Annotated in this window: 15 protein-coding genes; all 15 read left to right on the top strand. The window is 63.2% G+C overall.

The genetic code is table 11. The features are described 5' to 3' along the window. The first annotated feature begins 24 nt into the window (after positions 1–24). The 15 genes from uppS to tilS all read left to right on the top strand — a co-directional run bounded on the left by uppS (position 25) and on the right by tilS (position 18,956). Positions 25–786, top strand: a complete 762-nt coding sequence (uppS, locus tag CL52_RS12760; protein WP_043221059.1) for a polyprenyl diphosphate synthase — start codon at positions 25–27, stop codon at positions 784–786. Beyond that, positions 780–1,595 carry a phosphatidate cytidylyltransferase gene (locus CL52_RS12755; RefSeq protein WP_041104476.1) on the top strand — a complete coding sequence of 272 codons (816 nt, stop codon included), beginning with the start codon at positions 780–782 and terminating at the stop codon, positions 1,593–1,595. The genes uppS and CL52_RS12755 overlap by 7 nt, the downstream gene beginning before the upstream one ends. Then, complete coding sequence (ispC, locus tag CL52_RS12750) at positions 1,592–2,779, top strand: 1-deoxy-D-xylulose-5-phosphate reductoisomerase (protein ID WP_200889398.1); 1,188 nt, start codon at positions 1,592–1,594, stop codon at positions 2,777–2,779. Before CL52_RS12755 ends, ispC begins: the two co-directional genes overlap by 4 nt. A 13-nt stretch (positions 2,780–2,792) precedes the next feature. After that, positions 2,793–4,145 carry an RIP metalloprotease RseP gene (rseP, locus tag CL52_RS12745; RefSeq protein ID WP_043221053.1) on the top strand — a complete coding sequence of 451 codons (1,353 nt, stop codon included), beginning with the start codon at positions 2,793–2,795 and terminating at the stop codon, positions 4,143–4,145. Positions 4,146–4,214: 69 nt separating this feature from the next. Next, positions 4,215–6,566 (top strand): outer membrane protein assembly factor BamA, encoded by a 2,352-nt coding sequence (gene bamA / locus CL52_RS12740; RefSeq protein WP_043221051.1) that lies wholly within the window; start codon positions 4,215–4,217, stop codon positions 6,564–6,566. A 50-nt stretch (positions 6,567–6,616) separates the two neighbouring features. Beyond that, positions 6,617–7,120 carry an OmpH/Skp family outer membrane protein gene (locus tag CL52_RS12735; protein ID WP_043221048.1) on the top strand — a complete coding sequence of 168 codons (504 nt, stop codon included), beginning with the start codon at positions 6,617–6,619 and terminating at the stop codon, positions 7,118–7,120. A 1-nt stretch (position 7,121) separates the two neighbouring features. Beyond that, entirely contained in the window at positions 7,122–8,180 is a 1,059-nt protein-coding gene (gene lpxD, locus CL52_RS12730; RefSeq protein ID WP_043221045.1) for a UDP-3-O-(3-hydroxymyristoyl)glucosamine N-acyltransferase, read from the top strand. Between the two features lie 93 nt (positions 8,181–8,273). Next, a complete protein-coding gene (fabZ, locus tag CL52_RS12725; RefSeq protein ID WP_043221042.1) occupies positions 8,274–8,714 on the top strand; it encodes a 3-hydroxyacyl-ACP dehydratase FabZ in 441 nt (146 codons plus the stop codon). Beyond that, positions 8,711–9,487, top strand: a complete 777-nt coding sequence (gene lpxA, locus CL52_RS12720; RefSeq protein ID WP_043221040.1) for an acyl-ACP--UDP-N-acetylglucosamine O-acyltransferase — start codon at positions 8,711–8,713, stop codon at positions 9,485–9,487. The genes fabZ and lpxA overlap by 4 nt, the downstream gene beginning before the upstream one ends. A 1-nt stretch (position 9,488) precedes the next feature. Further along, positions 9,489–10,622, top strand: coding sequence for a lipid-A-disaccharide synthase (gene lpxB, locus CL52_RS12715; RefSeq protein WP_043221039.1), 1,134 nt, complete (start codon positions 9,489–9,491; stop codon positions 10,620–10,622). Next, positions 10,622–11,260, top strand: coding sequence for a ribonuclease HII (rnhB, locus tag CL52_RS12710; protein WP_041104490.1), 639 nt, complete (start codon positions 10,622–10,624; stop codon positions 11,258–11,260). The genes lpxB and rnhB overlap by 1 nt, the downstream gene beginning before the upstream one ends. A gap of 87 nt (positions 11,261–11,347) precedes the next feature. Continuing rightward, entirely contained in the window at positions 11,348–12,775 is a 1,428-nt protein-coding gene (locus tag CL52_RS12705; RefSeq protein WP_043221037.1) for an alanine/glycine:cation symporter family protein, read from the top strand. A gap of 93 nt (positions 12,776–12,868) precedes the next feature. Then, positions 12,869–16,399 carry a DNA polymerase III subunit alpha gene (gene dnaE, locus CL52_RS12700; RefSeq protein ID WP_043221036.1) on the top strand — a complete coding sequence of 1,177 codons (3,531 nt, stop codon included), beginning with the start codon at positions 12,869–12,871 and terminating at the stop codon, positions 16,397–16,399. Between the two features lie 185 nt (positions 16,400–16,584). Further along, entirely contained in the window at positions 16,585–17,532 is a 948-nt protein-coding gene (locus CL52_RS12695) for an acetyl-CoA carboxylase carboxyltransferase subunit alpha (RefSeq protein WP_043221035.1), read from the top strand. Between the two features lie 110 nt (positions 17,533–17,642). Beyond that, positions 17,643–18,956: a tRNA lysidine(34) synthetase TilS gene (gene tilS, locus CL52_RS12690; protein ID WP_043221034.1), complete on the top strand. Its 1,314-nt coding sequence runs from the start codon at positions 17,643–17,645 to the stop codon at positions 18,954–18,956. The last annotated feature ends 131 nt before the right edge of the window (positions 18,957–19,087 follow it).

Here is a 19,087-nt window from a genome sequence, read left to right as displayed (position 1 = left end):
TTGATAGCGCAAGTAGAGTTGGTCATGGAAAACGGCAAACAGATCGCGCGGGGGGCCGTCCCCCGCCACGTCGCGATCATCATGGACGGAAACAATCGCTGGGCCAAACGCCGGCTGTTGCCTGGTGTGGCGGGCCACAAGGCGGGTGTCGATGCGGTGCGAGCCGTCATCGAGGTGTGTGCCGAGTCGGGCGTCGAAGTGCTGACGCTGTTCGCCTTTTCCAGTGAGAACTGGCAGCGGCCCGCCGATGAGGTGGGGGCGCTGATGGAGCTGTTCCTTTCTGCGCTACGCCGGGAAGCGCGCAAGCTGGACGATAACGGCATTCGTCTGCGGATCATCGGCGATCGCAGCCGCTTCCATCCGGAGCTGCAGGCGGCGATGCGGGACGCCGAAGAGACCACTGCGCATAATCGGCGCTTCATCCTGCAAGTGGCTGCCAACTACGGTGGTCAATGGGACATCCTGCAGGCCACGCAACGCCTGGCGCGCGAGGCGCAGGCGGGCAGGTTGAATCCGGACGAGATCACACCGGCACTGTTCGAAGGCTATCTGGCGACGGGCGAGCTGCCCCCGCCCGACCTGTGCATTCGCACCGGTGGCGAACAACGCATCAGCAATTTTCTGCTCTGGCAGCTCGCCTATGCGGAGCTGTATTTTTCCGATCTGTTCTGGCCCGACTTCAAGCGGCAGGCGATGCGTAAGGCGCTTGCCGATTTCGCCTCCCGGCAGCGTCGTTTCGGCAAGACCAGCGAGCAGGTGGAGCGCGAGGCCAAGGTCGAATGCTGAAACAACGAATCATCACCGCGGCGATTCTTCTGCCGATCGCCCTGATCGGTTTCTTTCTGCTCGAGGGGCTGGCGTTCGCCATCTTTATCGGCGTTGCAGTTACCTTGGGGGGCTGGGAATGGGCCCGGCTCGCGGGTTTCTCTTCGCAGTCGGTGAGAGTTGGCTACGCGGCAGGCGTGGCGTTGCTGCTTGCGGTGCTCTATGCCAATCCGGCTCTCGCCGCCTGGGTGCTTGCTGCGGCAATTGCCTGGTGGGTTTTTGCGACCTTCCTGGTGCTGGGTTATCCGCAAAGCCGTCGTTACTGGGGAGGGGCAGGCGGCAGCCTCGCCTTTGGTTTCCTGGTGCTGCTGCCTGCCTGGCAGGCCTTGGTGCTGCTCAAACAGTGGCCGATGGGGAACTGGTTGATCGTGGCGGTGATGGTGCTGGTGTGGGTTGCCGATATCGGTGCGTATTTTTCCGGGCGGCGCTTCGGTCGGCGCAAGCTCGCTCCCGAGGTCAGTCCCGGCAAGAGCTGGGAGGGCCTGTTCGGCGGCCTGGTAGCGAGCCTGCTTGTTACCGTTGGCGTCGGGTTGTACCGCGATTGGGCTCCGCGTGAGCTCGTACTCGCGTTGCTTGGGGCGGCGGTGGTGGTGTTGATCTCGGTGATCGGCGATCTCACCGAAAGCATGTTCAAGCGCAATGCGGGCATCAAGGACAGCAGTCAGCTGCTTCCGGGTCACGGCGGTGTCATGGACCGGATCGACAGCCTGACGGCCGCGGTGCCGGTGTTTGCCGTGCTGTTGTGGTTGGCTGGGTGGGGGGCGCTGTGACGACCCTCAAGGTCACCGTCTTGGGTGCTACCGGCTCCATTGGCCTAAGCACGCTCGATGTCATTGCCCGTCATCCTGAGCGCTACTCGGTCTTCGCGCTTACGGCCTTCAGCCGGGTTGCTGAACTCAAGGCGCTGTGCCTGCGGCATCGTCCCCGCTTCGCGGTGCTGGCCGATGAGGCCCAGGCCCGAGTGCTGCAGGCCGATCTTCATGCGGCCGGGTTGGCAACGCGCGTGCTCGTCGGTTGCGGCGGGCTATGCGAAGTCGCCGCTCATCCCGAGGTCGATGTAGTCATGGCGGCCATCGTCGGTGCAGCCGGTCTGCGTCCGACGCTATCCGCCGTGCAGTCAGGCAAGCGAGTGCTGCTGGCAAACAAGGAGGCGCTGGTGATGTCTGGCGCACTGTTCATGCAGGCTCTGCAGCAGAGTGAAGCGGTACTGCTGCCGATCGATAGCGAGCACAACGCGATATTCCAGTGCCTGCCGACCGATTACTCGCGAGGGATGGCTGCGGTCGGGGTCCGGCGCATTCTGCTGACCGCCTCCGGCGGGCCATTCCGGAAAATGCCAGCCGAGGCGCTGGTCGATGTGACGCCCGAGCAGGCCTGTGCGCATCCGAACTGGTCGATGGGGCGCAAGATTTCCGTCGACTCGGCGAGCATGATGAATAAAGGGCTCGAGTTGATCGAGGCATGCTGGTTGTTCAATGCGCGTCCGAGTCAGGTCGAGGTCGTTGTTCACCCACAGAGCGTCATCCACTCGATGGTCGACTATGTCGATGGATCGGTGTTGGCGCAGCTTGGCAACCCTGACATGCGCACCCCCATCGCGCATGCCCTTGCCTGGCCCGAGCGCATCGATTCGGGCGTGTCGGCACTCGATCTGCTGCGCATCGGTCAGCTCGAATTCCAGGCACCGGACGATGCGCGCTTTCCCTGCCTGCGTCTGGCTCGAGAGGCAGCCGAGGCCGGCGGTACCGCGCCGGCCATGCTCAATGCCGCGAATGAGGTCGCCGTTGAGGCGTTTCTGGGGCGGCGCATCCGTTTTACCGAGATCGCGAGTATCATCGCCGATGTGTTGGAGCAGGAGGCGGTCGGTGCGGCCGGCTGTCTCGACGATGTGTTGATGGCGGATCAGCAGGCTCGCCGGCTTGCGGGTGACTGGCTGGGCCGCCACGGGCGTTAGCCCGGAGGACCTTATGAGCGCGCTTTACATGATTGCCGGTACCCTGATAGCACTCGGGGTGCTGGTCACGTTTCACGAGTTCGGTCATTTCTGGGTCGCCAGGCGCTGCGGTGTAAAGGTGTTGCGCTTCTCGGTCGGTTTTGGTTCGCCACTCCTGCGTTGGCATGACCGGCATGGTACCGAGTTCGTCGTGGCTGCCATTCCGCTCGGTGGCTATGTGAAGATGCTCGACGAGCGCGAAGGTGAGGTGCCTGACGAACTCTTGGGGCAGGCGTTCAACCGCAAGTCCGTCCGCCAGCGCTTTGCCATCGTAGCCGCTGGCCCTATCGCGAATTTCCTTCTGGCTCTGCTGTTCTTCTGGTTGTTGGCGATGCTGGGCAGTCAGCAGTTGCGTCCGGTGGTCGGTAGCGTAGCGCCCGGTAGCCTGGCCGTGCAGGCTGGCATTGGGCCGGATCAGGAGCTGATCGCTATCGATGGCAAGGCGGTTTCGGGCTGGGGCGATGTGAATCTGCAGCTGGTGCGCCGCCTCGGCGAGTCCGGCTCGTTGGAGATGGTGGTTCGCGATCTCGGCGACTCGCTCGAGCGCAAGGTCGAGGTTCCCCTGCGGGAATGGCTCAAGGGGGCAGAAGAGCCCGATCCGCTGGCTGCACTCGGGATCCGGCCCTGGCGCCCTCGCATTGCGCCGATCATTGCGCAGCTCGATCCGGAGGGGCCGGCTCAGGCGGCTGGTCTGAAGCTCGGTGACCGATTGCTGGCTGTTGAAGGGCGCTCCCTGGATGACTGGCAGGATGTCATCGATGCCGTTCGTCCCCTGGCGGGCGAAACCGTGACCCTGTCGGTCGAGCGCGATGGTCGGACGCAGGATCTGTCGGTCACCTTGGCCGCAAGGGGTGAAGGCCAGGCGCGCAGAGGCTATCTGGGCGCAGGCGTCGAAGGCGGTGAGTGGCCGGCTAACATGCTGCGCGAAGTAAGCCATGGGCCGCTCGAGGCGGTCGTCGAGAGCCTGCGCCGAACCGGCACGATGACGCTGCTGACGCTTGATTCGCTGAAGAAAATGCTCTTCGGCGAGCTGTCGGTAAAAAACTTGAGCGGCCCGATAACGATTGCTAAAGTGGCCGGCGCTTCTGCCCAGTCCGGTGTCGGGGATTTCCTCAATTTTCTCGCCTATCTGAGCATAAGCCTGGGGGTTCTCAATCTGCTGCCAATCCCGGTGCTTGATGGCGGGCACCTGCTTTTTTACGCCATCGAATGGCTTCGCGGCCGACCGTTGTCCGAAAGAGTGCAGGGATGGGGTGTTCAGATCGGCATCAGTCTGGTCGTCGGGGTGATGCTGCTTGCGCTGGTCAATGACCTGGGCCGCCTGTAACGCAGAATCCGTATTGTTGCCGCGCTAGGCGTCGGCTCATCCGTCAGGTCTGAAATAAGAAAGGACTTCATGAAACGTCTGCTGCTTCCCGCGGTGATCTCCGCTTTGATGATCGCCGAAGTCCACGCTGAGTCCTTCACCATTTCCGATATCCGGGTCAACGGCCTCCAGCGGGTCTCTGCAGGCAGCGTGTTCGGTGCTCTGCCGCTCAATGTGGGCGAGCCGGCTGATGACCAGCGCCTGGTAGAGGCCACGCGGGCCTTGTTCCGTACCGGTTTCTTCCAGGATATCCAGCTCGGCCGCGAAGGCAACGTGCTGGTGATCAGTGTCGTGGAGCGACCGTCCATTTCGGCCATCGAAATCGAGGGCAACAAGGCGATCAAAACCGAGGATCTGCTGGCGGGTCTCCAGCAGTCGGGCTTGGCCGAAGGCGAGATTTTCCAGCGCGCAACGCTCGAGGGCGTACGTAACGAGCTGCAGCGCCAGTACGTCGCGCAGGGGCGTTACTCGGCCAGCATCGAAACCGACGTCGTCAACCAGCCTCGAAATCGCGTAGCACTGAAGATCAAGATCAATGAAGGCTCGGTCGCCGCGATCAAGCACATCAATGTGGTCGGCAATACGGTGTTCTCCGATGAAGAGCTGACCGATCTGTTCGAACTGAAGACGACCAATTGGCTGTCGTTCTTCCGTAATGACGACAAGTACGCTCGCGAAAAGCTGTCCGGCGACCTCGAGCGGCTGCGGTCCTATTATCTGGACCGTGGCTACATCAACATGGACATCACCTCGACCCAGGTGTCGATTACCCCGGATAAGAAGGATGTCTATGTCACGGTTAACATCGCCGAAGGCGAGCGTTACACCGTTCGCGACGTGAAACTCAGCGGCGACCTCAAGGTGCCGCGTGAAGAGGTCGAAGCTCTACTGCTGGCCAAGCAAGGCCAGGTTTTCTCGCGCAAGGTGATGACCACGACATCCGAGCTGATCACGCGCCGGCTCGGTAACGAGGGCTACACGTTCGCCAACGTCAACGGCGTACCGGAGCCGCACGACGAGGACAACACCGTCTCCATCACGTTCGTCGTCGACCCGGGCAACCGTGCCTACGTCAACCGCATCAACTTCCGTGGCAACACCAAGACCGAGGACGAGGTGCTGCGTCGCGAGATGCGCCAGATGGAAGGTGGCTGGGCGTCGACCTACCTGATCGACCAGTCCAAGACCCGTCTGGAACGGCTGGGCTTCTTTAAGGAAGTGAACGTCGAGACACCGCAGGTGCCGGGAACCGAGGACCAGATCGACGTGAACTACAGCGTCGAGGAGCAGCCTTCGGGCTCGATCATGGCCAGCGTCGGTTTCGCGCAGAATGCCGGCCTGATTCTCGGTGGCTCGATCAGCCAGAACAACTTCCTCGGCACCGGTAACCGCGTGAGCCTGGGGTTGAATCGCAGCGAGTACCAGACGCGCTACAACTTCGGCTTCGTCGATCCCTACTGGACCGAGGATGGCGTCAGTCTCGGCTACAACGCGTTCTACCGGACGACCGACTACGACGAGCTCGATTACGACGTGTCCAGCTACTCGGTGGATAGCTTGGGTGGGGGTGTCAACATCGGTTATCCGATCAGCGAGACGGCGCGCCTCTCCTTCGGCCTGTCCGTTCAGCAGGACAGCATCGATACCGGTCTCTATACGGTCGACGAAATCTTCGATTTCATGGAGAAGGAAGGCGACAGCTTCCTCAACTTCAAGGGCTCGGCCGGCTGGTCCGAATCGACGCTGAACCGCGGCGTACTGGCTACTCGCGGTCATTCGCAGAGTCTGGTCTTCGAAACCACCATTCCCGGTAGCGACCTTTCGTTCTACAAGCTCGACTACAACGGCCAGCTGTTCGTGCCGATGACGAAGGATTACACGCTGCGCATGCATACCCGACTGGGCTACGGTGATGCCTATGGCTCGACCGAGCGCCTGCCGTTCTACGAGCATTACTACGCTGGCGGCTTCAACTCGGTACGCGGCTTCGAAGACAGCAGCCTCGGGCCGCGCAGTACACCAAGCGACGGTACGCGCCCGGGAACGGTGAAGGATCCGGATCAGGATCCGCTGCCGTTCGGTGGCAACGTGCTGGTGCAGGGCGGTCTCGAGGTGTTGTTCCCGATGCCTTTCGTCAAGGACCAGCGCTCGCTGCGGACCTCCCTGTTCTGGGATGTGGGTAATGTGTTCGATACCAACTGCCCGTCGGGTTCGAACAATTGCAGCGACATCGATATCGGTGACATGGCCAGTTCGGTAGGTGTGGGCCTGACATGGATTACCGCGATGGGCCCGTTGAGCTTCAGTCTGGCGATGCCCGTCGTGGAGCCGGATGACGCCGATACCCAGGTGTTCCAGTTCTCCCTGGGGCAGACGTTCTAACACTAGCCGAGCATCTTGCTTCGGTAACCTTTGCAGGAGTGGTATTCACCGTGCGTAAGTTGACCCAGATGTTTCTCGTTCTCGCCGCTCTGGTGGCGACGCCCGCGTTCGCCGAGATGAAGATTGCGGTTCTGAACTACCAGATGGCGCTGCTCGAGTCCGATGCCGCGAAGCGTTACGCCGTCGACGCCGAGAAGAAGTTCGGCCCTCAGTTGAGCAAGCTGAAGAGCCTGGAAAGCGAGGCGAAGCGCATTCAGGACCGCCTGGTCAAGGATGGCGACAAGATGCAACAGGCCGAGCGCGAGCGCCTCGAACTGGAATTCAAGCAGAAGGCGCGTGACTTCCAGTTCCAGTCCAAGGAGCTCAACGAAGCCAAGGCCGTTGCTGACCGCGACATGCTCAAGCAGCTCAAGCCGAAGCTGGACAAGGCTGTCGAGGAGGTCCTCAAGAAGGGTGACTACGACATCGTTCTGGAGCGTGGTGCCGTGGTCGACGTGAAGCCAACGTACGACATCACGCGTCAGGTCATCGAACGTATGAACCAGCTGCGTTGACATGTCCTGCCACGAATACTCGCTCGGCCAACTGGCCGAGTTGCTGGGCGGCTCGGTGCGCGGCGATGCCCAGCGAGTCATCACCGGCCTTGCGACACTTCAGGATGCCGGGCCAGGCCAGCTGAGCTTTCTCGCGAACAGCCAGTACCGCAAGTACCTCGCCGAGACGCGGGCGGCCGCCGTGCTGCTCACGTCGGAAGAGGCCGAGCGGTATCAGGGAGCTGCGCTTATCGTCAGCAACCCCTACCTGGCCTACGCACAGCTTTCGCATCTGTTCGAAACCCGTCCTGCCAGCGTCCCGGGCGTCCACCCCTCCGCGGTGATCGCCGCCAGCGCGCAGGTTCACCCCTCGGCGCGCATCGGCGCTTACGTGGTCATCGAGGCCGGCGCCTGCATCGAGGCGGATGTCGAAATCGGGGCGCAGTGCTTTATCGGTGCGCGTAGTCGGATCGGCGAAGGCGGACGGCTCGCGCCACGGGTCACGCTGTATCACGACGTCGTCATCGGCAAGCGCGTGGTGATTCAATCCGGTGCAGTAATCGGTGGCGAAGGCTTCGGCTTTGCCAACGAAAAGGGCAGTTGGCAAAAGATCGCGCAGATCGGTGGAGTCCTTATCGGCGACGACGTCGAGATCGGCTCGAATACCACCATCGACCGAGGAGCATTGGCAGACACGCTCATCGGCAATGGCGTCAAGCTCGATAACCAGATCATGATCGCGCACAACGTACAGATCGGTGACAACACCGCCATGGCTGGTTGCGTGGGCATCTCGGGCAGTACCAAGATCGGGCGTAACTGCATGATCGCAGGCGGCGTTGGCATGGTCGGTCACATCGAAGTGTGCGACAACGTGTTCGTCACCGGGATGACCATGGTGACCCGCTCGATCTCCGAGCCAGGCAGCTATTCGTCCGGCACGGCGATGCAGCCGGCGGCTGAATGGAGAAAGAGCGCGGCACGGATCAGGCAGCTCGACGATATGGCGCGACGCCTGCAACAGCTGGAAAAACAGCTCGCGGCCGTGACCTCGGGCGGCGATTCGTCTTCTGATGCCTGACCCTTTCTGCTGAGTCGCTGACTGGCGCTGCGCGCGCGTCGACGAGGCGGGGCATTGGTTGCCCCTTCATATTTCTACAGGCTCCTTGCTGACATGATGGATATCAACGACATTCGCGAATACCTGCCGCACCGCTACCCCTTCCTGCTGGTGGACCGGGTGGTCGAGCTGGACACGGAGGCCAAGCGCATTCGCGCATACAAGAACGTGACCATCAACGAGCCGTTCTTCACTGGGCATTTCCCCCAGCATCCGATCATGCCCGGTGTACTGATCATCGAGGCGATGGCGCAGGCAGCGGGTATCCTCGGCTTCAAGATGATGGATGTGAAGCCCTCCGACGGCACGCTCTACTATTTTGTCGGTTCGGACAAGCTGCGCTTCCGCCAGCCAGTCCTGCCGGGCGATCAGCTGATCCTGGAAGCCAAATACCTCAGCGTTAAGCGCGGCATCTGGAAGTTCGAGTGCGAAGCCAGTGTCGACGGTAAAGCGGTCTGCTCGGCCGAAATCATCTGTGCGGAACGCAAACTATGAGTTTGATCGACCCTCGTGCCATCGTCGATCCATCGGCCCGTCTTGCAGATGACGTGCAGGTCGGTCCTTGGTCGATCATCGGGCCGAATGTCGAGATAGGCGAGGGAACGGTGATCGCGTCGCACGTGGTCATCAAGGGGCCGACCCGTATCGGCCGACACAATCGTATTTTTCAGTTTTCCTCGGTTGGCGAGGACACTCCTGACCTGAAGTACAAGGGGGAGCCAACCCGGCTGGTGATCGGCGATCACAACGTCGTGCGCGAAGGGGTAACGATCCATCGCGGGACCATTCAGGACCGTCACGAGACCACGATCGGCAATCACAACCTGATCATGGCCTACGCTCATATCGGTCATGACAGCGTCATTGGTGACCACTGCATCCTGGTAAACAACACCGCGCTGGCCGGGCATGTGCATGTGGGTGACTGGGCCATTCTCTCCGGCTACACCCTGGTCCATCAGTTCTGCAGGATCGGTGCGCACAGTTTTTCCGGTATGGGGACGGCGATCGGCAAGGACGTACCCGCTTTCGTTACCGTTTTCGGCAATCCGGCCGAGGCGCGCAGCATGAATTTCGAGGGCATGCGCCGGCGGGGCTTCAGCGACGCGGCGATCCATGCCCTGCGGCAGGCCTACAAGGTCGTCTATCGCAAAGGCCTGACGGTGGAGGCTGCGCTTGGTGAGCTTGCCGAAGCGGCTGAGCAGTTCCCCGAGGTTGCGGTATTCCGCGACTCCATCAAGGCCTCGACGCGCGGCATTACACGCTGAGATGAACAGGCCGCTTCGAGTTGCTTTGGTAGCCGGGGAGGCATCGGGCGATATCCTCGGCGCCGGGCTTATGCAGGCATTGCGCAAGCGCTGTCCCGATGTCGAGTTCATCGGTGTCGGCGGCAAGCGCATGGAGGCCGAGGGGCTGCAGTCGAGCTTCCCGCTCGAGCGTCTTGCAGTGATGGGCCTGGTGGAAGTGCTTGGCCGTCTGCCGGAGCTGCTGGCACGCCGCCGCCGGCTGACTGCCGAGCTGATCGCGGCCAGGCCGGACGTGTTCATTGGCATCGATGCGCCGGATTTCAACCTGGGCCTCGAGCTTCGCCTGCGGCGCGCCGGCATTCGCACCGTGCACTATGTCAGCCCGTCCGTCTGGGCGTGGCGGCAGAAGCGCGTGCTGAAGATCCGCGAAGCCTGCGATCTGATGCTGACGCTGTTTCCATTCGAGGCGCGCTTCTATGAAGAGCAGGGCGTGCCGGTGCGTTTCGTTGGCCACCCACTGGCCGATGCCATTCCGTTCCAGGCCGACCGGGCCCTAGCGCGTGCCGAGCTGGGTTTGCCCGAGCAAGGTGCTGTCGTGGCGCTGCTGCCTGGAAGCCGCGGCGGGGAGGTGGCCCGTCTGGGTGAGCTGTTTCTCGAGGCGGCTCAGCGGATCCACGCAAAACGACCGGATGTGAGCTTCGTACTGCCATGCGCCAGCCCGGAGCGGCGCGCGCAGATCGAGCAGATGCTTGCCGGGCGGGCCCTGCCGTTGCGGCTCGTCGATGGCCGCTCGCACGAGGCGCTGGCCGCCTGTGACGCGGTGCTGATTGCGTCGGGCACGGCAACGCTCGAAGCGCTGTTGTTCAAACGGCCGATGGTGGTGGGCTACCGGGTGGCTCCGATGACCTATCGCATCCTGCGGCGTTTGGTGAAGAGCCCTTACGTGGCGCTGCCGAATCTGCTCGCTCAGCGCTTGCTGGTGCCGGAGTTGTTGCAGGATGCCGCCACACCCGACGCGTTGGCCGCGGCATTGCTGCCACTGCTGGACGATGGCGAACCTCAGGTGAAGGGGTTCGATGCCATTCACCGGGCGCTGCGCCAAGACGCCTCGGTGAAGGCCGCCGAAGCAATATTGACGTTGGTTGAGAGGCCCTGATGCAGTTCGGACTGGATTTCGGTTTGGTCGAAGAACTGGTCGCCGGCGTCGACGAGGTCGGCCGAGGGCCGCTCTGTGGTCCGGTTGTGACCGCGGCGGTGATCCTAGATCCGGCTCGCCCGATCGAGGGGCTCAACGACTCGAAAAAACTCAGTGAAGCCCGCCGCGAAGCGCTGTTCGACGAGATCTGCGAAAAGGCGCTAGCCTGGTGCGTGGCGCGCGCTGAAGTCGAGGAGATCGACCAGCTGAACATTCTGCATGCCACCATGTTGGCGATGCAGCGCGCCGTGGAAGGGCTCAGCGTGGTGCCGCGGCTGGCGCTGATCGACGGCAACCGCTGCCCGCAACTGGCGGTACCGAGCGCACCGGTGGTACAGGGTGATGCACAGGTCCCGGCGATTGCCGCGGCGTCGATCCTAGCCAAGGTCAGTCGTGATCGCGAGATGCAGGCGCTCGATCTGGTTTATCCCGGCTACGGCCTGGCCGGTCACAAGGGCTATCCGACACCGCTGCACCTCGAGGCATTGCAGCGACTCGGCCCCACCCCCATCCATCGGCGCTCCTTCGCGCCGGTGCGTACACTGATCGAGCGCGCCGAGCTCAGCGTAACGGCGCTGGCGCCCGCAGCGTTGGTCTAGCGGCACCCTGATTCAGCTGAGCTGTCCATAGCTGACGGAGCCGCCGCGTCGCGCGCGGCGGTACGTCACTGCCGATGGAGAGCGCTGATGCCAGAGTTTGCCACCCAAATCGTCGATCTGCTCAACGGGCTCATATGGGGCAAGATCCTCATCTGGATGCTGGTCGGTTGCGGCCTGTTGTTCACGTTCCGCCTGGGCTTCATCCAGTTCCGCCACTTCGGCCATGCGTTCGGCATCCTCAAGGGCAGCGGCAAGAGCGATGACTCAGGTATCTCGCCGTTCCAGGCGCTCTGTACGTCACTCGCCGCGCGGGTGGGCACCGGCAACGTCGCCGGGGTGGCGGTCGCCATCACGCTCGGTGGCCCGGGCGCGGTGTTCTGGATGTGGGTAATCGCCTTGGTCGGTATGGCGACCGGTTTCGTCGAAGCGACGCTCGCGCAGCTGTTCAAGATTCGTGACGACCGCGGGCAGTACCGCGGCGGGCCTGCCTATTACATGGAGAAGGGGCTGGGCGCCCGCTGGATGGGTTCTCTGTTCTCGGTGTTTCTCATCCTTGCCTTCGGCTTCGTCTTCAACTCGGTTCAGGCCAACACCATTACCGGGGCGATGCAAGGCGCCTTTGGCGTGCCTGCCTGGCTTTGTGGCATCGGCATCGTGCTGCTGACCGCGCCGATCATCTTTGGCGGCCTGCGCTCCATCGCGCGCTTCTCGCAGCTGGCGGTGCCCTTCATGGCTGCGGCCTACATGCTCGTTGCGCTGGCGCTCATCCTGATCAATATCACCGAGCTGCCTGGCGTCTTCGCACTCATCTTCAAGAGCGCGTTTGGTTTCGAGGAAGCCGCCGCCGGTGGGCTCGGCGCTGCGCTGTTGAACGGCTTCAAGCGCGGCCTGTTTTCCAACGAGGCGGGCATGGGCTCGGCGCCGAACGCCGCTGCGGCGGCTGTGCCCTATCCGCCGCATCCTGCTTCGCAGGGCTATGTGCAAATGGCCGGCGTGTTCATCGATACGCTGATGATCTGTACGGCGTCGGCGGCGATCATCCTGCTGGCCGGCCCCCAGGAAGGCGAGGGGATCGAGCTGGTGCAGAATGCGCTGGTCGACCATGTCGGCGGCTGGGGGCAGTATTTCCTGGCGATCATCGTGCTGTTCTTCGCGTTCACCTCCATCGTCGCTAACTACTTCTACGCAGAGAACTGCCTGGTCTTTCTCGAGCGTAACCATTCGGCCGGCCTGCTGGTGTTTCGTCTATTGGTGCTGGCGATGGTGATGTTTGGCGCGCTGGCCTCGCTACCCTTCGTCTGGAGCCTGGCCGACGTCTCCATGGGGCTGATGGCGATCACCAACCTGATCGCCATCGTCCTGCTGTCGAAGACTGCGGTGAAACTCTCGCGCGACTACCGGCAGCAGCTGAGTGCCGGCAAGGTTCCGCAGTTCGACGCGCGCGACTATCCGGAAATCCGCGCGAAGCTCGAGCCCGGCATCTGGGACGACGGCAACGGCGGCATCAAGCCCTGAGTATCGTGCCGCAGGCAGGGCGAACGGCGGACCTGCCTCGGCCGCTTTTCGGTACAATCGCGCGCTTGTCGTTTTGCCCGCGCAGGTTTGTCCATGTCCGTTTCCTTCGTTCACCTCCGTCTGCATACCGAGTACTCGCTGGTGGATGGGCTGGTCAGGGTAAAGCCGTTGGTCAAGGCCGTTGCGGGAGCCGGTATGCCGGCGGTTGCCGTTACCGACATGAGCAACATGTGCTCGTTGGTGAAGTTCTACAAGACGGCGCTGGGCGGTGGCATCAAGCCCATCTGCGGCGCCGACATCTGGCTGGCCAGCCGCGACGAGGACGGCCCACTGAGCCGTCTGACGCTGCTGGCGATGGATGCCAAGGGCTATCGCAATCTCACCGAGCTGGTCTCGCGGGGCTGGACCGAAGGCCAGCGCAACGAGCTGGTGATCATCGAGCGCGATTGGGTGAAGGCAGCAGCCGAGGGCCTGATCGCACTTTCCGGCGCGAAAGAGGGCGAGATCGGCCTGGCCCTGCTCGAGGGCGACGAGAGCGGTGCCGAGGCGCTCTGGCAGGAATGGAGCGCCGTTTTCCCGGGGCGCTTCTATCTGGAAGTACAGCGCACTCATCGGGTCAACGACGAGGAATACCTGCACGCCGCGGTGGCTCTGGCCGGGCGCTGCGGTGCGCCGCTGGTGGCGACCAACGACGTGCGCTTTCTCAAGCAGGAAGACTTCGAAGCCCACGAAACGCGTGTATGCATCGGCGAAGGCCGTACGCTCGATGACCCACGGCGTCCGCGCAACTATTCGGACCAGCAATACCTCAAGACGCCCGAGGAGATGGCCGAACTGTTCAGCGATCTGCCGGAGGCGCTGGAGAATTCCGTGGAGATCGCCAAGCGCTGCAACATCGAGGTGCAGCTGGGCAAGTACTTCCTGCCGGATTTCCCCACGCCCAATGGCATGGGTATCGACGACTACCTGCGGCATGCCTCGTACGAAGGCTTGGAAGAGCGTCTGAAGGTACTGTTGCCGGCGGACACCCCGGATTACGAGGCGAAGAGGCAGCTCTATGTCGACCGCCTGGAGTTCGAGCTCGGCACCATCATCCAGATGGGCTTTCCCGGCTACTTCCTCATCGTTGCCGACTTCATCCAGTGGGCCAAGAACAACGACGTGCCGGTAGGCCCCGGGCGTGGTTCGGGTGCCGGCTCGCTGGTCGCATACGTGCTGAAGATTACCGACCTCGATCCGCTGGCCTACGACCTGCTGTTCGAACGTTTCCTCAACCCCGAACGGATCTCCATGCCCGACTTCGACGTCGACTTCTGCATGGATGGCCGCGACCGCGTGATCGACTACGTGGCCGAAAAGTACGGGCGCAATGCCGTGAGCCAGATCATCACCTTCGGCTCGATGGCGGCCAAGGCCGTGGTGCGCGACGTGGCGCGGGTGCAGGGCAAGTCCTACGGACTCGCTGACCGCCTGTCGAAGATGATCCCCTTCGAAGTCGGCATGACCCTGGAAAAAGCCTACGAGATGGAGGAGCCGCTGCGCGACTTCCTCAAGACCGACGAAGAGGCCGCGGAAATCTGGGAAATGTCGCTCAAGCTCGAGGGCATCACCCGCGGCACCGGCAAGCACGCCGGTGGTGTGGTGATCGCGCCGACCAAGCTGACCGACTTCGCGCCGATCGCCTGCGACGAGGAGGGCGGCGGCCTGGTTACCCAGTTCGACAAGGACGACGTCGAGCAGGCCGGCCTGGTGAAGTTCGACTTCCTCGGCCTGCGCACCCTGACGATCATCAAGTGGGCGATGGAGACCATCCACCGCGAGCAGCGGCGCAAGGGCGTCGACGAGAAGGACCTGGTCAACATCGACTTCATCCCGCTGGATGACAAGAAAACCTACGACATGCTGCAGAAGGCCGAGACCACGGCGGTCTTCCAGCTCGAATCGCGCGGCATGAAGGAGCTGATCAAGAAGCTCAAGCCCGACTGCCTGGAAGACATGATCGCACTGGTGGCGCTGTTCCGCCCCGGCCCGCTGCAGTCGGGCATGGTGGACGACTTCATCAACCGCAAGCACGGCCGCGAGCCGATCTCCTATCCGCACCCGGACTACCAGTACGCCGGGCTCGAGCCGGTGCTCAAGCCCACCTACGGCATCATCCTCTACCAGGAACAGGTGATGCAGATTGCCCAGGTGATGGCCGGCTATACGCTGGGCGGCGCCGACATGCTGCGCCGCGCGATGGGCAAGAAGAAGCCCGAGGAAATGGCCAAGCAGCGCGGTGGTTTCATTGAGGGCTGCGCCAACAACGGCATCGACGGCAACCTGGCGGGCAACATCTTCGACCTGGTGGAAAAGTTCGCCGGCTACGGCTTCAACAAGTCGCACTCGGCAGCCTACGGCCTGGTCTCCTACCAGACTGCCTGGCTCAAGGCGCACTACCCGGCGCCGTTCATGGCGGCGGTACTGTCGGCGGATATGCACAACACCGACAAGGTGGTGATCCTGGTCGAAGAGTGCCGCAGCATGAAGCTGCGCATCGACCCGCCGGATGTGAACGTCTCCGAATTCAAGTTCACCGTCAACGACGACGGGCGCATCGTCTACGGCCTGGGCGCGATCAAGGGCGTCGGCGAGGCGCCGGTCGAGGCCATCGTTGAATGCCGCGAAGCGGGCGGGGCGTTCAAGGACCTGTTCGACTTCTGCAACCGCGTCGATCTCAAGCGCATCAACAAGCGCACCCTGGAAGCGCTGATCCGCTCGGGTGCACTGGATCGCCTGGGCCCCTACTACCAGGACGAACTCAAGGCCTACCAGGCCAGCGTCGACCTCAACCGCGCCGTGCTGCTGGCTTCCATGGAAGAGGCCGTGCAGGCCGCCGAGCAGACCGCGCGCAGTGAAGAGAGCGGCCACATGGACCTGTTCGGGGGGCTGTTCGCCGAGCCGGAGGCCGATGTCTACATCAATCACCGCAAAGCGCGCGAACTCTCGCTCAAAGAACGTCTCAAGGGCGAAAAGGACACCCTCGGCCTCTACCTGACCGGTCACCCGATCGACGAGTACGAAGGCGAGGTCCGCCGCTTCGCCCGTCAGCGCATCATCGACCTGCGTCCGGCGCGAGATACCCAGACCGTCGCCGGCCTGATCGTCAATCTGCGTGTGATGAAGAACAAGAAGGGCGACAAGATGGGGTTCATTACCCTGGACGACCGCTCCGGTCGTATCGAAGCGTCGTTGTTCGCCGATGCCTTCGCCAGCGCCCAGGCGCTGCTGCAGACCGATGCGCTGGTGGTGGTGGAGGGCGAGGTCAGCAACGACGATTTCTCCGGCGGGCTGCGTCTGCGCGCCAAGCGGGTGATGAGTCTCGAGGAGGCGCGCACCGGCCTGGCCGAAAGCCTGCGCGTGCGGGTCGCGGCCGATGCGCTCAAGGGCGACCGCATGCGCTGGCTGGCCGATGTGTTCGGTCGCCATCGCGGTGCCTGCCCGATCACCGTCGAATACACCGGCAGCGACGCGCGTGCGGTGCTGCAGTTCGGCGAAAGCTGGCGAATCGACCCGGCCGATAACTTGATTCAGGCATTGCGTGACCAGTTCGGGCGCGACAACGTCTTTCTCCAATACCGATGACCGGGCGGTACTTGCGCCCGGACGCAAGAGGCGTCGCCCCGGCGGCGCTCGATCGGCCCGGTCGCCGACCGGGTTGTTGGTGCTGAACGATTTCGTTCGACCTGAATGCGCCCGTCCCGTAAGGTATGGCGCAAAAAACGGAACAGCCTCCCGGCCGCCTGGCCGTCGACGCATGACGGATGCCTATGAACCCGAATTTTCTGGATTTCGAACAGCCGATTGCCGACCTGCAAGCCAAGATCGAAGAGCTGCGCCTGGTAGGCAATGACAATGACCTGAATATCGGCGACGAGATTGCCCGCTTGCAGGAAAAGAGCGAGTCGCTCACTGCAAGCATCTTCGGCAACCTCAGCAGCTGGCAGATCGCCCGCCTGGCCCGCCACCCGCAGCGCCCCTACACGCTGGACTACATCAGCCACCTGTTCACCGAATTTGAAGAGCTGCATGGCGATCGTCATTTCTCCGACGACGCAGCGATCGTCGGTGGGACCGCACGCCTGAATGGCCAGCCGGTCATGGTCATCGGCCACCAGAAGGGCCGCGAGGTGCGCGAGAAGGTCCGCCGCAACTTCGGCATGCCGCGCCCGGAGGGCTATCGCAAGGCCTGCCGCCTGATGGAAATGGCCGAGCGCTTCAAGATGCCGATCCTCACCTTCATCGATACGCCTGGTGCCTACCCCGGCATCGATGCCGAGGAACGCAACCAGAGCGAAGCCATCGCCTGGAACCTGCGCGTGATGGCGCGCCTGAAGACGCCGATCATCGCCACGGTGATCGGTGAGGGCGGATCGGGCGGTGCGCTGGCCATCGGTGTCTGCGATCAGCTGAATATGCTGCAGTATTCGACCTATGCAGTGATTTCTCCGGAAGGCTGCGCCTCGATCCTCTGGCGCACCGCCGAGAAGGCGCCGGAAGCCGCCGAGGCCATGGGCGTCACCGCCGAGCGCCTGAAGGACCTGGGCATCGTCGACAAGGTGATCAACGAGCCGCTGGGCGGCGCGCACCGCAATCCGGCGGCGATGGCCGAGTCCGTGCGCGAGGAACTGACTCGTCAGCTGGACATGCTCAAGTCGCTGGATACCGACAAGCTGCTCGCGCGTCGCTACGAGCGGCTGATGAGCTACGGCGTCTGAGCCGGCTCAGGTGATCCAGCTGCGGTATGACAGGGTGCCTTCCGGCACCCTGTTTCGTTTTCGGCGGATAGCGCTTGGCGGGGCGGCTCGGTCTTGTCGGGAGGCGGGACATGTCGCTTGAGCGGGAATTGCTGAGCGCACTGGCGCCGTGGCGTGACGCGCCGCGCTGGTTCGTCGCCTTTTCCGGCGGGCTGGATTCCAGCGTGCTGTTGCACCTGCTGAGCCGTCTGCGCCAGACGCAGAAGCTGCCGCCCCTGGTCGCGGTGCATGTCGATCATGGTTTACAGGCTGCCGCGGGTGACTGGGTCAGGCATTGCCGTTCCCGTTGTGGCGAGCTGGCGGTGCCGCTCGAGGTCAGGCAGGTCGAGGTCGAGTCGGGAGCCAGTCTCGAGCGCGCGGCACGGCAGGCCCGCTACGCCGCCTTTGAAGCGTTGCTCGAGCCGGAAGATGTGCTGCTCTGCGCCCATCATCGCGACGACCAGGCGGAAACCTTACTGTTTCGATTGTTGCGTGGTTCCGGGGTGCGCGGCCTGGGGGCGATGGCGCCGGCGCGTCGACTCGGGCGTGGCTGGTTGGTCAGGCCCTGGCTGAGCGTGTCCCGCGAAACGCTGGAAGGTTATGCGCGGCAGTTCGGCTTGACCTGGGTGGAAGACCCGAGCAACCGTCAGGTGGATTTTGCGCGCAACTATCTGCGCCATGAGGTGTTCCCGGTTCTCGAGCGGCGCTGGCCGCAGGCCAAGCGCGTGATCGGACGTGCCGCGGCCCATTTTGCGGAGGCCGATGCCTTGCTCGGTGAGCTGGCTGAGGACGATCTACGCAATGCGGCCGGGCAGGGGGTGCCTGGGTGGCTGCCCTTGCCTAGTCTCGACCTCGCGGCATTGGGCCGTCTCAGTCCGGCGCGCCAGCGCAACGCGCTGCGCCATTGGCTGCGAGCCTGGACGCTGCTACCCGACAGCGAGCACTGGGCGGGTTGGCGAAACTTGCTCGATGCGAGCGAGGATGCCTGCCCCATCTGGCGTCTGACGGGCGGTGAGCTGCGCCGGGCCAATGGCCGCGTCTGGTGGCTTTCTGGCCAATGGTTGGCGCCTTGGCCAGCCGAAGCCTTGGCGATTCGAGCGTCGGAAACACCATTGCCGAACAATGGTCAGCTGACCCTAACCATCGGCGGCAAGGCGCCGTCCGGCGTTGAGCTCGGGGCGCTCACCCTGCGTTATCGCCAGGGCGGAGAGCTTATGCACGTGGGCTCGCGGGGTAGGCGCGACCTGAAGCGCCTGCTCAACGAGGCGGATGTTCCCTGGTTTGTCCGCCAGCGGCTGCCGCTCGTTTATCGCGATGGCGAGCTGCTCGCCGTTGCCAATCTGCCCGGGCTCTGCCCGCCGGGATGGGAGGTGCGTTGGCAGCCCCCAGCGGTGACGGCGGTTTGAGCTGATTGGGGGTTTCGGGTAGACTACGCTCCCGTCTTAATACAGCTTCTGCGGCCTTCCTCGAAAGCCGTGGTGGTTACGCTATTGCCGCCTTGCGGCCAATGGCATCTTCGCTTCCCCCGGCGGCGCCG

Origin of the sequence: Stutzerimonas balearica DSM 6083, from assembly GCF_000818015.1 — a bacterium.
GTDB lineage: Bacteria > Pseudomonadota > Gammaproteobacteria > Pseudomonadales > Pseudomonadaceae > Stutzerimonas > Stutzerimonas balearica.
Note: the sequence above shows the minus strand (reverse complement) of the source record. Positions and strands in the feature narration are given on the sequence as shown.